Here is a 13,359-nt window from a genome sequence, read left to right on the forward strand (position 1 = left end):
ATTCATGACAGTCAAAGCCCTCATCGCCTCTTTCACCCAGCAGGAAGACCTCAACTTCCTGTTGACCAACCGCATCCCCCGCGCCGCGCTGACCCGCTTCATGGGCTGGTTCTCCAAGATCGAGAATCCGCTTGTGCGGGACTTCTCGATCGCTCTGTGGAAGCTGTTCTCCGACCTCGATCTGTCGGAGGCGCGCAAGACTCATTTCAAGAGCCTGCACGACTGCTTCACCCGGGAGCTCAAGCCGGGCCTGCGGCCTTTTGATCCCGACCCCTCCATTGTCGCCAGCCCCTCCGACGGAATCGTCGGCGCCCACGGGAAGATCGCCGACACCGAGCTGTTTCAGGTCAAGGGCGCGCCCTATTCGCTGCTCGACCTGCTCGGCGATTCCGCGCTGGTCGACCAGCACCGCAACGGCTCCTTCGTCACGCTGCGTCTGACCTCGAGCATGTATCACCGCTTCCATGCACCCTATGACGCGCATATCGAGCGCGTCACGCTGATCCACGGCGATGTCTGGAACGTCAACCCGATCGCCTTGAAGCGGGTCGAGCGCCTGTTCTGCAAGAACGAGCGCGCGGTGATCCGGACGCACCTTTCGACCGGCGAGGCCGTGACGCTGGTGCCGGTTGCCGCGATCCTGGTCGCGAGCATCCGCCTGCACTTCCTCGACATGGTGCTGAACGCGCAGACCCGCGGCCCGGTCAATTTCCCCTGTGACGTCAAGGTGGCCAAGGGCGAGGAGCTCGGCTGGTTCGAGCACGGCTCGACCATTATCATCCTCGCGCCCGGCGATTTTACCTTCTGCGACGGCATCGTCGAGGGCACGCGCATTCGCGCCGGCCAAGCGCTGCTCAGAAGAAAGTAGCCTTCAATCCGCCGTCCCCGCCGCCTATATCCTCGGCGGGGACGACGATAATGGATGCGAGCGATGGCGCGGGCGCCGGTGATGGCGGCGGGTGGTATTGTGCTGCGGCGTGGCGCGCCGCCGCTGGTTGCGGTCGTGCGCCAGCGCAAGCGCAACGAATGGGTTTTGCCCAAGGGCAAGCTCGACGACGGCGAAACGCCGAAACAGGCGGCGCACCGCGAGGTGCTCGAGGAAACCGGGCACGACGTCGCTATCCATGAATTCCTCGGCACGCTCGTCTACCAGTCCGGCGGGCGTTCCAAGGTCGTGCATTTCTGGCGCATGGAAGCTGACGGCGGTCCCGTCCGCAAGCTGATGAACGACATCAAGGCGGTCGACTGGCTGCCGCTTGACGACGCGCTTGCGCGCCTGTCGCGCGAATACGAGCGCGCCTTCCTGACCCAGATCGGACCGATCGCGCTTGCGGCAGCGGGGCTGGCGTCCGCGCCCGAACCGACGCCGACGCTCGCGGCGGACGATATCGATGCAACGCTGCAGACTTTGACACCGGCTGAAGCCGCATCTGTCGACGAGCTGCGACATGGTCTGCTGCAGAAGGTGAAGGCCTGGCTGCGCGGCGAGGCGTGAGTTGTCTTCACCTCGCCCCGCTTGCGGGGAGAGGTCGGATTGCATCGTAGATGCAATCCGGGTGAGGGGGACTCTCCGCGAGTCTCACTGCCACTATTTCTGCCGAAGCAGCCCCTCACCCCAGGCGAGGGAGCGCACCGAGCGCGCACATGCACGCCGAACTTTACCGCCGCTCCTTCTCCTTCGGTGGCGGCGCCGGCTTGCGCGGCGCTGCGGGGCGTTGCGCGGCAGGGAGGCGCTGCTGGAAGCCGCCGGGTCGCTGCATGCCCGGCGGTTGGACTGCGGGCGGCTGGCCCGGCTGCATGCCGGTGCGCGGCAACTGCGGCTGCGGATGAGTCCCGCCCGGCTGTGACGGCATGACTCCTCCGGGCTGAATCTGCCCACCACGCTGCGGCTGTGTTTGCGGCGTGCCGTTCGGCGGGGTGGCCTGTCCGGGGCGCGTTGGACGTCCTGCACCTTGCTGCTGGCCGTGCTGCGGCTGGCCTTGTTGCTGTCGTCCTCGCGGCTGTTGCCCTTGGCCCGCACGCGGCGTGCCCGGTTGCACGGCGCCGCCTTGTTGTCCCTGGCCTTGTTGTCCCTGGCCCTGCCGTTGCGGCGGCTGGGTGCCTTGCCGGCCCGGCGTGCCCGGCTGCTGCTGACCCGGACGGTTGTTCTGGCTGGGTTGGCTGTTCGGCCGCTGTGGCTGTTGGCTCGGCGCGGTCGCCGGCCGCAATTGCTGTTGCTGCGGCGGCTGGACCGGCCGCGGAATGCGGCTGAGCGCGGCCGGATTGGCGCGGCGGAAGTCACGCTGCTCGGTGACGATCTGGCGGCCCGTGGTTTGCGCCAGATGCACCTGGCCGACGAAGCCGCGGTCGCGCGCGATCTGCTGCGCCGGAATCGTGATCGGTACCGCGGCGAAGCGCATGATTCCGGCAGTGGCCGCGCCGGGCCGGATCGCAAAGCCGCTCGCGCCTTGCGTCAACGCGCCGAGCCGCGTGCCGCTGCTGCGGTCGTCGACGTCGATGTGGCCGACGCGGCCGTCGGCATCGGGATAGAGCTTGATGTTGACGTTGCGCGCGCTGCTCGCTGCCGCGCCTTCAGGCACGTCGACGACGCCGGTGGTGCCGCGGATGCCGAGCGTCGCGGTCGGTGTCGTGATCTTCATGTCGCCGGTCTTCGCCACGGCAGCCGCGACGAAGGCGACCGTGCCCTTGCCGACGTCGAAGATCGCGGAGTTCTGCTTGCCGCCATCCTCGTAAACGTAATTGTCGATGGTGATTTTGGCGGCGGCGGAGAGGTTGAACGTGGTCGCGTCGTTGAACGTGATGCCGAGCGAGGAGTTCGACGAGGTCTGCACGACGTCGTTGAGATAGATGTCGTCGCGCACGCGCAGCGGATAGGAATTCTTGTCGCGGATCACGGTCGCGATCCCCGTGACGGTCGCAACGTTGCCGATCGGCTCGACGGTGGCGGGTTGTGCGTCCGCGGCCGGTGTCGGCGAGGCCGAGGGCGTCGGGGAGGGGGCGGGTGCCGGCTGAGCTTGTGGCTGCGCCTGCGCGAGCTCGATTGTCTCGGATGCACGAGCCACGCTGGTGCCTGCCAGCGGCAAAGCCGGCAGCATGAGCGCGAACACGAAGCGGCGCCAAGCCAGCATTGATGTCACGAAGAAGTCCCGGTGAGAACGCGAGGCGAGATCGGTTGATATCAGCCGGGGAGACCTGAATGGCGGATGAACATGTGTGGAGGGGGAGAGGCGAGCGTTCAAATGGGGCGCGATGCTAGCTTGGGACCAAACCTCTACACACCGTCATGGCCGCGCTTGTCCCGGCCATCCACGCCTTGACGCGTGGCACTGAGAACGTGGATGCCCGGGACAAGCCCGGGCATGACGAAGATGTGTGCGTGTCGCGCGAAATCCCGGGTCGATGCCTCGCATCGCCCGGGATGACGGAGATGATGTCAGCTCACGCGCTTCCAGGTCTGTCCGCCGCAGAACATGCCGCCGAAGGCGCAGCCCTGCACGCGCATCGCATTCGGACCCTTCATCGCGATGGTCGAGTCGTAATTGCGGCCGGAGTCGGGATCGTGGATGCGGCCGCTCCACTTCGAGCCCTCTGGCTTCATGTTGATCAGGATGCGCTCATTGGTCTTCTCGGCATAGCCGCAGAGATTGGCGCCGCACTGCTCGACGCGAACGTTGCCCTTGTTCTCCTCCGTTGCCCAGACGCCGATCGGCGTGTTGGCGACCACCACAGGCGCGGCGGCCACAGGGGCCGGAGCGGGCGCCGGAGCAATCGCGACCGGCGCGGGTGCGGGAGCAGGAGCCGCGACGGGCGCCGGCTGTGTATTGGCGTCAAAGCCGACCGACGGCGCGGCAGCAACCGTCGCGGCCGGCGCGGCGGGAGCCGTGACGGCGGGCGCGGCCGGCGCGGTCGCCTGCACCGGCTGCTGCTGCACCGGAGCCGGCGCGGGCTGCGCAGTCGTCGTGCTTGGCGTGGTGTCGTCATCGTCCTTGGAGCCGCCAAGGCCCTTCAGATTGATGTTGTTCAGCTTGATCGGCTTGTCCGACAGGCCCGGCGCAACGATGGTCACGCAGTTGAGCGAGGCGCAGTTGCGCGGTGTCTCGATGCGGATGTGCTGGCCTTCGATCTGGAACGAGATCGTGTTGCCGCCGGCATGGGCGGCGGCGGTCGACGCCAGGAAGAGCGCGGTGGCGGCGATGGTGAGCTTGTTCATGACAACCTCCGAAAATGGCGTGGTCCCGATGGACTGAAGTCGCCGGTGGATGAAGCGTGGTTCGACCCTACGCCGGACTGGCCGGGCGTTCCGTGATGGACGTCACAACGGTGGCGCGCCGCTGGGTGAGGCGGCGCACATTCAGCGGCCACGCCGCTGCGTAAGCTCGTGGTGGCACTCAGGGAGGTGTGGATGAAACGGCTTGCGACTTCGCTTGGCACCTTGATCGCACTGATGGCGATCACGCCCGCGGCCGTGGCCGGTTCCTATTCCTTCTCGATCGGCGGTCACCGGTTCCATGTCGAGTCGCCGCGCAATTGCCGGTCGGCTTCTTGTGTGTCGGTCTCCAGCCGCAGCCTTCGATCGACAGACGATGTCAACACGACATCAGCCGCGCCGCCTACGGTCGCACCGCTGCAGCCGGCCTATCCCGCAGCTCCGGTCCGACCGGCGCAAGCAACCGTCGTCGTGCCGCCACCGGCGCCGACCGGCCCTGTTGTCGCCGCGACGACGTCGCAGCCCGTTGTCCTGCCGCCGCCAAGGGTCGAGACGCCGACGCTCGCCGCGCCGAGCCTCAATCCGCCGCGAGTCGACCTGCCGCGAATGGATCCGCTGAAGATCGTTACGATTGATCCGCCGCGCATGGAGCCGCCGCCCTTCCCGAGTCCCGAGATCAAGCAGACCGCAACGGTCGCACAGCGCAGCGACGATGAGCCGGCCTATATGCCACTGGGCGAATGGGAGAGCCCCGGCGCCAAGGGCACGGTTCGCATCGAACGCTGTGGCCCTGCATTGTGCGGTTACGCGCTGACGGAGGCGTCGAGCCGCGGCGAGAGCGTGCTCGTCAACATGAAGCCGAAGTCGCACGACGTCTGGACCGGCAACATCTACAGCCGCTCCAGCGGCAACACCTATTACGCGACCATGACGCTGAAGAGCTCCGGCCGGCTCCACGTCGAAGCCTGCGCGCTCGGCCGCTTCTGGTGCTCCGGCAACGACTGGACCCGGATCGAGGCTCCGCGAGAGCAACTGATCACGACATCGCGGCAATGGAGCGCGCGGTCGTAGTTTTTCTCCCCTACTCCCCTTGCGGGAGAGGGGACGAAGAGCGTGTATCGGAGCGATAAGCCGCTAGATCATGCCGAGCACGATGGCGCCGACGAAGGCCATGGCGAGGTATGCGGTGACAACGCTCAGTTTCCCGGCGAACGTCATGAGGTCGCTCCCTCCATGCGCGCCGCTTTGCGCGCGGGCATCATGGTTAACAGAAAGTCTCCTTGCGAAAAAGTCAGCCTTGCTGTCGCTCAGTCCTGCCGGCGTCCCGGGCGCGCGCGGGCCGGTATGGTTAAAGAACTCTGAAATCAACGTGTTGAAGAGTCTTTAAGTAAATTCACCGAACGTGCGTGCATGACGCGCGGAGTTCGTTTGTATCTCGTCGGCTCCATCGTCCTTGTTTCGCTAGCGGGTTGCGGACGCGGCTTCTTCCAGGCCGAGCGCGAGCCGTGGCGGGCCGAGGCCGAAGCCGCTTGCCTGAAATCGGGCGCGGTGAAAGAGGGGCCGGATCTCGTCCGCATCGATCCGATCTCCGGGCCCGGCATGTGCGGCGCCGAGTTTCCGCTCAAGGTCGCGGCCATCGGCGAAGCCTCGAGCAGCTACGGCTTTGCCGACGAGGAACTGCGCCCGCCGGGCAGCATCGGCGGCCAGCCGCGCTGGCCGGTGTCGCAGCCGCGATCGAATTACCCGCAGAGCCAGAATTATCCGGCATCGTCCTATCAGCAACGGTCGAACTATCCCGAAAGCGCGGTGCGCCAACCGTCCGGCTATGGCGCCTCGACCGGGCCGGTGTCGCTGAACGCGCCCGGCGTGGCGGCGCAGGAGGACGAGATCGACCTGCCGCCCGATGGCACCGATGCCGCGGGCGCGGCACGTTACATGAATTCGCCGAGCTATCCGGCGCGGCCGGCACCTTACTCGCAGGCGCCTGCGCAACAGCCCCCGCCGCGTCTTGGCCCGGCGCAGGGCAACCCCGTCACGGCCGTCGGTCCGGTCGCGATCAAGCCGACCGCGACGCTCGCCTGTCCGATCGTGTCCGAGCTCGACCGCTGGCTCGCCGACACCGTGCAGCCTTCGGCGATGCGCTGGTTCGGCGTCCGCGTCGCCGAGATCAAGCAGATCTCCGCCTATTCCTGCCGCGGCATGAACGGCAATCCGCATTCTCACATCTCCGAACATGCCTTCGGCAACGCGCTCGACATTGCCGCCTTCGTGCTCGCCGACGGCCGCCGCGTCACCGTGAAGGACGGCTGGCGCGGCATGCCGGAGGAGCAGGGGTTTCTACGCGACGTGCAGTCGGGCGCCTGCGCGCATTTCACCACGGTGCTCGCGCCGGGGTCGAACGTCTATCATTACGATCACATCCACGTCGATCTGATGCGCCGCGCCAGCCGCCGCCTGATCTGCCAGCCCGCCGCCGTCTCCGGCGAAGAGGTCGCATCGCGCGCGCAGTCGCGCAGGCCCTATGCCAACGCGCACGATCCCTCCGTGACCGGCTCGCTCGGCCGCAAGAGCACTGCGCAAAAGCGCGGCAAGGAAGAAGACGACTACGCCGACGATTAGGCGCGGATTTCTCCAGGTGCCAGGAAGATCGGGGCGTCGCTCTGCGACGCCAGAAGGTCATTTCGAGGTCGGCTTCGACGCGGCGGGGACCAGCCCCATGCACAGCTGCACCTCGCCCGGGACATTGTAGGTGCGCATGATATGGCGGCTGTCGCGCAGGCCGGTCGCCTCACGCTGCACCACGAACATCCAGAGCGCCTGGCCGGCTTCCGCCACCAGCTTGCGCCTGGCCGGTTGCATCGAGGCCGGCAGTTCCGAGAGCGCGTGGGCGGCGTCGAACTCGCGCAAGCGGGTTAGCGCCTGTTCGAGTGTGCGGCCCATCCGTCCAAGCGCCGAGGCCTGCTCCTGGACGATCTCGTAATGGAGGATATCGACGGGCGGGCGAAGATCACGGGACATGACCGCAAATATAGTGCCGCCTGACGGGCCTGCGCAACGCGCAGCTACTTCGCCTTGTAAGCCGCCATGAACATTCGCGTCGCACTGTCGACGACCTCGGTCATGCGCTGTTCCGACGGCGCGGGCGCGGCCTGGAACACGAAGGGCAGGAAGAGTGACGCCTTGCACAGCTCCATGAATTGCGAGGCGGCAAGGTTGCAATCGTCGATCTTGAGATGGCCGGAGGTGACATGGGCTTTGAGATAGTCGGAGAGGCGGTTGATGGACTTGTCCAGCACCCGCGCATAATAGCGGCGGCCGACATCGGGCATGCGCTCGGCGATCGCCATCACGGTGCGGATCGCCGATCCGCCGCCGGGCCGGCAGAGCAGGTGGATGTAGGCCCGGCCGAACTCCTTCAGCGTGGTCTCGGCATCGCGCGCGGGATCGAAATTGAACACGACCTGGCCGTGCTGGAGCGCCTCCTGCTCGAGGATGGCTTCGAACAGCGCGCATTTGTCGGCGAAGTAGACGTAGAGCGTGCCCTTGGAGACCTGCGCTGCGCGCGCAATCTCGCCCATGCTGGCGCCGTCGAAGCCGAGATCCATGAATACCTTGCGGGCACCGTCCAGGATCTGGCGACGTTTGGAGCCGTCCTCCTCCTGGATGACGTGCAGATGATCGCGGCCGGCTACAACCATTGGTTCAGGGTCTCGGCAGGTTTTTGAGTCGGGTCTGCGGCCATGAAACCCGAATAAAGGATTCTCGTCAGTAGGGTCCGGCCGGGAATATTATGTATATTGACCGAACCGTTCGGTCAATGGTATTTGGATCAGCGAGAGGGAACAGGCCGCACGCCGGCTGTGTCTTTGATCGCGCTTTTTTGGGGAGGCCTTTATGGCCGTATCGAGAGACCAGGCTGCGCGCGTCCTTCGCCAGGAAGCGGTGGAAGAGCACGCGGATGGTGATGCTGCGATCGAGAACGCTGCACCCCTTGCCGAGCAATTGCGCTCTCACGTGGCCGAGGAAGCCAGGCGCCGCACCGCCGAGGCGCCGGAGAAGCCCGTGACCGACAAGCCGGTCGCACCTGCGCCGGAGGCACCCGCCGCCGGCGCTCCCAAATCCGGCAAGCGCAAATTCGTCCTGATGGGCGTCGGCCTCGTGCTGGCGCTCGCGGCCGCGAGCTATGCCGGCTACTACACGCTGGTCGGCCGCTTCTACATCTCCACCGATGACGCCTATGTCCGCGCCAACAACACCATGCTGGGCGCGCGCGTCTCCGGCCACATCGCTTCGATCGTCGCCGGAGACAACACCACCGTGAAAGCGGGCGACGTCGTGCTCCGCATCGACGACGGTGACTACAAGATCGCGGTCGATGCCGCCGCGACCAGGATCGCGACCCAGCAGGCCACCATCGATCGCATCGGCCGCCAGGTCGCCGCGCTCGACAGCCAGGTGGCCCAGGCCAAGGCGCAACTCGTCTCGGCAGAGGCCGGCCTCAAGCGGGCCGATCTCGACTATGAGCGCCAGCAGGCCCTGAGCAACAAGGGGTTTGCCTCGCGCGCCACCTTCGAGAGCTCGGAAGCCGGACGCGACCAGGGTGCCGCTGCGGTCAAGGCCGCGCAGGCCGCCTACGACGTTGCAATCAGCAATGTCGATGTCGCCAAGGCGCAGCAGGCCGAAGCGCAGGCCCAGCTCGCCGAGCTCAAGACCACGCTCGCCAAGGCCGAGCGCGACCTCGGCTTCACCGCGGTGCGCGCGCCGGTCGACGGCACCTTCTCCAATCGCCTGGTCAACACCGGCGACTTCGTCGCCGTCGGCCAGCGCCTCGGCAACATCGTGCCGCTGGATGACGTCTATATCGACGCCAATTTCAAGGAAACGCAGCTCAAGCGCATCCGTGCCGGCCAGTCGGTGACGATCAAGGTCGATGCCTACGGCATGCGCAAGTTCTCCGGTGTCGTCGACAGCATCGCGGCGGGCGCGGGCTCGGTGTTCACGCTGCTGCCGCCCGACAATGCGACCGGCAACTTCACCAAGATCGTGCAGCGCGTGCCGGTCCGCATCCGCGTGCCGAAGTCGGTGGCGAAGCAGAACCTGCTCCGCGCCGGCATGTCGGTCTATGCCACCGTCGACACCAACAAGGGCGCGGCCGACGCCGACAGCGAGGTCGACCTCGACGATCCCACCGCGATCCACCCGCAGTAGCGACAGCCTCAGCGCTGCGAGGTCGGACCATGGCCAACGCCACCACTGCTTCACCTGCCATGATGGCGAACCCCGCTTCGGAGCGCATCGCGCCGAAGCGGCTGTTCGCGTTCATCATCATGGTGTTCGGGATGTTCATGTCGATCCTGGACATCCAGATCGTCTCGGCCTCCCTCAGCGAAATCCAGGCCGGATTGTCAGCGAGCTCCAGCGAAGTCTCCTGGGTTCAGACCGCCTATCTGATCGCCGAGGTCATCGCGATCCCGCTGTCGGGCTTCCTGTCGCGCGCCTTCGGCACGCGGCTGTTGTTCGCGATCTCGGCGGCCGGCTTCACCGCCTCGAGCCTGCTCTGCGGGTTTGCCACCACCATCGAGGAGATGATCCTCTGGCGCGCGCTGCAAGGATTTCTCGGCGCCGGCATGATCCCGACGGTGTTCGCCTCGGCCTATACCGTTTTTCCGCGCTCCAAATTCCACATCGTCGGCCCCATCATCGGCCTGGTCGCGACGCTGGCGCCCACGATCGGACCGACGGTCGGCGGCTACATCACCGACCTGATGTCGTGGAACTGGCTGTTCTTCATCAACGTCGTGCCCGGCATCGGCATCACCCTGGGCGTGCTGGCGCTGGTCGATTTCGACGAACCGCATTTCGAGCTGCTCGACCGCTTCGACTGGTGGGGCCTCTTGTTCATGGCCGGCTTCCTCGGCACGCTGGAATACGTGCTGGAGGAGGGTCCGCAATATGAATGGATGCAGGATACGTCGGTCGCGATCTGCGCCTGGATCTGCGCGATCTCGGCGATCGCCTTCTTCTGGCGCGTCTTCACGGCGGCCGAGCCGATCGTCAACCTGCGCACTTTCTCCAATCGCAATTTCGCGATCGGCTGCGTGCTGCAGTTCTGCATCGGCATCGGCCTCTACGGCCTGACCTACATCTATCCGCGCTATCTCGCCGAAGTGCGCGGCTACAGCGCGCTGATGATCGGCGAGACCATGTTCGTCTCCGGCATCACCATGTTCCTGGTCGCGCCGCTGGTCGGCCGCCTCATGGTGAAGGTCGACATGCGCTACATGATCGCGTTCGGCCTCGTCGTGTTCGCGATCGGCTCCTACCAGATGACGTGGATCACGCGCGACTACGATTTCTACGAGCTGCTGGTGCCGCAGATCCTGCGCGGCGTCGGCATGATGTTCGCGATGGTGCCCACCAACAACATCGCGCTCGGCACGCTGGCGCCGGACAGGGTGAAGAACGCCTCGGGCCTGTTCAACCTGATGCGCAACCTCGGCGGCGCGGTCGGCCTCGCCGTCATCAACACCGTGCTCAACGACCGCACCGATCTGCACATCACCCGCCTCCAGGAGCGCGTGACCTGGGGCAATGCGACCGCGACCGAAACCCTGACCATGTTCATGCAGAAATTTCAGGGGCTCGGCGATTCCACGCTGATGGCGATGAAGCAGCTCTCCCAACTCGTGCACCGCCAGGCCGTGGTGATGAGCTTCGGCGATGCCTTCTTCGTGCTGACGCTGTTCTATCTCGGCCTCACCCTGCTGGTGACGCTGCTGAACAAGCCGGCCTCGCTGACCGGCGGCGGCGACGCGCATTGATGCGAGCTCCGCGCTCGGTGTCATCGTCCGCGCAGGCGGACGATCCAGTATTCCACCAGCTTTAGTGTGATGCGGACGGGCCGCGGCGTACTGGATGCCCGCCTGCGCGGGGCATGACCGCGGAGGGTGAGGTGCTGGCCCCCGCACCAAATTGCAACACTCATCCGTGATCTCGCGCGAGCCCCGTTGCAAGTCGCGAACGACACATCTATAAAGCGCACCTCATTCAATCGAACCGGGAGGGATTTGCATGATTTCGTCGCATTCGCAGATCGTACGCCCGCGCTCGATGATGGTCTGGTTCGGTATGTACGCGGCCTGTTAGAGGCCTCCTCCGCCAGTTTCGATTGGGCCAAGTTTTCGACCAAGCGACCCGATCGCTTTCTTTCCCAAGTCAAAGCCAACTTTAAGTGACGCCCGTCCGGCTCTCGTGGCCGGTTCGCGTCCATCGATGGAGCCGGCCCGCGCGAAGCGGCCGGATGATGTCATGACCGCTCTCTCAAAAAAGCCCGCGGCGATACGCCTGGTGCTGCCCTTCGTGTTCCGGCACTGGCTGAAGCAGCCGGGACGGGGGCTGATCGTGGCCGGCGGCCTCTTGGGTGCGACCATCGCCGACCTGTTCATGCCGGTCTTCTCGGGCCGGCTGGTCGATGCGCTGACGCGCGGCCCGTCCGATCCCGATGCGCGGCATGCCGCCCTGGTTGCCTTCGGCGCCATCGTGGCGCTGGGCGCGGCCTCCGTGGTGCTGCGGCTGGCCGGCCTGCAGGCGATCGTGCCGTTCACGCTCAAGACCATGTCGGACGTCGCGCAGGAGGCCTTCATCCGTGTGCAGCGCTTCTCCACCGACTGGCACGCAAACTCCTTCGCGGGCTCGACCGTGCGCAAGATCACGCGCGGCATGTGGGCGCTCGACCTGCTCAACGACACCATCCTGATGGCGCTAGCGCCCTCGCTGCTGGTGTTGATCGGCTCAATGGTCCTGATCGGGATGCACTGGGCTTCGCTCGGCGTGGTGATCGCGGTCGGCGCGTTCTTCTACGTCACCATCACCGTCGTGTTCTCGACGCGCTACATCGCGCCGGCCGCGCGAGTCTCCAATGCCTGGGACACCAAGGTCGGTGGCACGCTTGCGGATGCCCTGACCTGCAATGCCGTGGTGAAGTCGTTCGGCGCGGAAGCGCGCGAGGATTCCCGGCTCGCTCGCGTCATCAACCGCTGGCGGGTGCGGGTGCGGCGGACCTGGCTGCGCTACAACTACACGGCCATGGCGCAGCTCTCGCTGCTGCTCTGCCTCCGCACGTCCGTGATCGGCGGCGCGGTGCTGTTGTGGATGTCGGGACATGCCTCGCCTGGCGACGTGACTTATGTGCTGACCAGCTACTACATCATCCACGCCTATTTGCGTGACGTCGGCATGCACATCAACAACCTCCAGCGCTCGGTCAACGACATGGACGAGTTGGTGGCGATTCATGCAGAGCCCATCGGTATCGCCGATGCGGCCGATGCCCGGCCGATCGCGATCGAGGGCGGCGAGATCGTGTTCGACGACGTCACGTTCCACTATGGCGGCCATCGCGCGCCGCTCTATGACGGGCTGTCGGTGACGATCCGGGCCGGCGAGCGGGTCGGCCTCGTCGGACGCTCCGGGTCGGGCAAGACCACTTTCGTCAAGCTGGTGCAGCGGCTCTATGACGTCACCGGCGGCCGCGTGCTGATCGACGGGCAGGACATCGCATCGGCCACGCAGCAATCGCTGCGCAGCCAGATCGCGATCGTGCAGCAGGACCCGATCCTGTTCCACCGCTCGCTCGCCGAGAACATCGCCTATGGCCGGCCCGGTGCCAGCCTCGAGGCGATCGAGCAGGCGGCGCGGCTTGCGAATGCGCACGACTTCATCCTGCGCCTGCCGAAGGGCTACGGCACGCTGGTCGGCGAGCGCGGCGTGAAACTGTCGGGCGGCGAGCGGCAGCGCGTGGCGCTGGCGCGCGCGTTCCTGGCGGACGCGCCGGTGCTGATCCTGGACGAGGCGACCTCGAGCCTCGATTCGGAATCGGAGGCGCTGATCCAGGAGGCGATGGAGCGGTTGATGAAGGGCCGCACCTCGATCGTGATCGCGCACCGGCTGTCGACGGTGCGCAGCCTCGATCGCATCCTGGTGTTCGACCGCGGCGAGATCGTCGAGCAGGGCACCCACGCCACGCTCGCGGCCAGACCCGGCGGCATCTATCGCGGCTTGTTCGAGCGCCAGGTGGTGGAGCTCGGGCATATCGCTGCAGCGGAGTGAGGCAGCGCGACTGCGGACGAAAGTCCCGCAGTCGCGCCGCCAAG

Annotated in this window: 12 protein-coding genes; 7 read left to right on the forward strand and 5 right to left on the reverse strand. The window is 66.2% G+C overall.

What is annotated here, in order from left to right; genetic code table 11:
- Nucleotides 1-4: 4 nt before the first annotated feature.
- Entirely contained in the window at nt 5-868 is an 864-nt protein-coding gene (gene asd, locus AABA86_RS06080) for an archaetidylserine decarboxylase (RefSeq protein WP_338306175.1), read from the forward strand.
- 63 nt (nt 869-931) lie between these two features.
- The gene (locus AABA86_RS06085) at nt 932-1,495 is read left to right on the forward strand and encodes an NUDIX hydrolase (RefSeq protein WP_338306176.1); all 564 of its coding nucleotides are present in this window, start codon (nt 932-934) and stop codon (nt 1,493-1,495) included.
- Between the two features lie 163 nt (nt 1,496-1,658).
- Here the strand turns inward: AABA86_RS06085 and AABA86_RS06090 are convergent, their stop codons facing one another.
- Together AABA86_RS06090 and AABA86_RS06095 are read right to left on the reverse strand one after the other, a co-directional pair.
- Complete coding sequence (locus AABA86_RS06090) at nt 1,659-3,128, reverse strand: FecR domain-containing protein (protein WP_338306177.1); 1,470 nt, start codon at nt 3,126-3,128, stop codon at nt 1,659-1,661.
- 305 nt (nt 3,129-3,433) lie between these two features.
- Complete coding sequence (locus AABA86_RS06095) at nt 3,434-4,210, reverse strand: DUF2147 domain-containing protein (protein WP_338306178.1); 777 nt, start codon at nt 4,208-4,210, stop codon at nt 3,434-3,436.
- 192 nt (nt 4,211-4,402) lie between these two features.
- Here AABA86_RS06095 and AABA86_RS06100 point away from each other — a divergent pair, with 192 nt between their 5' ends.
- Nucleotides 4,403-5,278, forward strand: coding sequence for a DUF2147 domain-containing protein (locus AABA86_RS06100; RefSeq protein WP_338306179.1), 876 nt, complete (start codon nt 4,403-4,405; stop codon nt 5,276-5,278).
- 63 nt (nt 5,279-5,341) lie between these two features.
- On the opposite strand, the gene AABA86_RS06105 is transcribed toward AABA86_RS06100, so the two are convergent.
- Nucleotides 5,342-5,575, reverse strand: a complete 234-nt coding sequence (locus AABA86_RS06105; RefSeq protein WP_338306180.1) for a hypothetical protein — start codon at nt 5,573-5,575, stop codon at nt 5,342-5,344.
- A gap of 42 nt (nt 5,576-5,617) precedes the next feature.
- Here AABA86_RS06105 and AABA86_RS06110 point away from each other — a divergent pair, with 42 nt between their 5' ends.
- Nucleotides 5,618-6,826: an extensin family protein gene (locus tag AABA86_RS06110; RefSeq protein ID WP_338306181.1), complete on the forward strand. Its 1,209-nt coding sequence runs from the start codon at nt 5,618-5,620 to the stop codon at nt 6,824-6,826.
- A gap of 57 nt (nt 6,827-6,883) precedes the next feature.
- Here AABA86_RS06110 and AABA86_RS06115 read toward each other — a convergent pair whose 3' ends face one another.
- Both AABA86_RS06115 and AABA86_RS06120 read right to left on the reverse strand, forming a co-directional pair.
- Nucleotides 6,884-7,225, reverse strand: coding sequence for a DUF6665 family protein (locus tag AABA86_RS06115; protein ID WP_338306182.1), 342 nt, complete (start codon nt 7,223-7,225; stop codon nt 6,884-6,886).
- A 44-nt stretch (nt 7,226-7,269) separates the two neighbouring features.
- On the reverse strand, nt 7,270-7,905 hold the full coding sequence (locus tag AABA86_RS06120) for a TetR/AcrR family transcriptional regulator (RefSeq protein WP_212249994.1): 636 nt from the start codon (nt 7,903-7,905) through the stop codon (nt 7,270-7,272).
- 196 nt (nt 7,906-8,101) lie between these two features.
- On the opposite strand from AABA86_RS06120, the gene AABA86_RS06125 reads away from it, so the two are divergent.
- The 3 genes from AABA86_RS06125 (at nt 8,102) to AABA86_RS06135 (ending at nt 13,315) form a co-directional block, all read left to right on the forward strand.
- Nucleotides 8,102-9,415 carry an HlyD family secretion protein gene (locus tag AABA86_RS06125; RefSeq protein WP_212249993.1) on the forward strand — a complete coding sequence of 438 codons (1,314 nt, stop codon included), beginning with the start codon at nt 8,102-8,104 and terminating at the stop codon, nt 9,413-9,415.
- A 29-nt stretch (nt 9,416-9,444) separates the two neighbouring features.
- The gene (locus AABA86_RS06130; protein WP_212249992.1) at nt 9,445-11,028 is read left to right on the forward strand and encodes a DHA2 family efflux MFS transporter permease subunit; all 1,584 of its coding nucleotides are present in this window, start codon (nt 9,445-9,447) and stop codon (nt 11,026-11,028) included.
- Nucleotides 11,029-11,515: 487 nt separating this feature from the next.
- Entirely contained in the window at nt 11,516-13,315 is a 1,800-nt protein-coding gene (locus AABA86_RS06135) for an ABC transporter ATP-binding protein (protein ID WP_338306183.1), read from the forward strand.
- The last annotated feature ends 44 nt before the right edge of the window (nt 13,316-13,359 follow it).

It is taken from the genome of Bradyrhizobium sp. TM233 (assembly GCF_036247965.1).
GTDB classification, from domain to species: Bacteria; Pseudomonadota; Alphaproteobacteria; order Rhizobiales; family Xanthobacteraceae; genus Bradyrhizobium; species Bradyrhizobium ottawaense.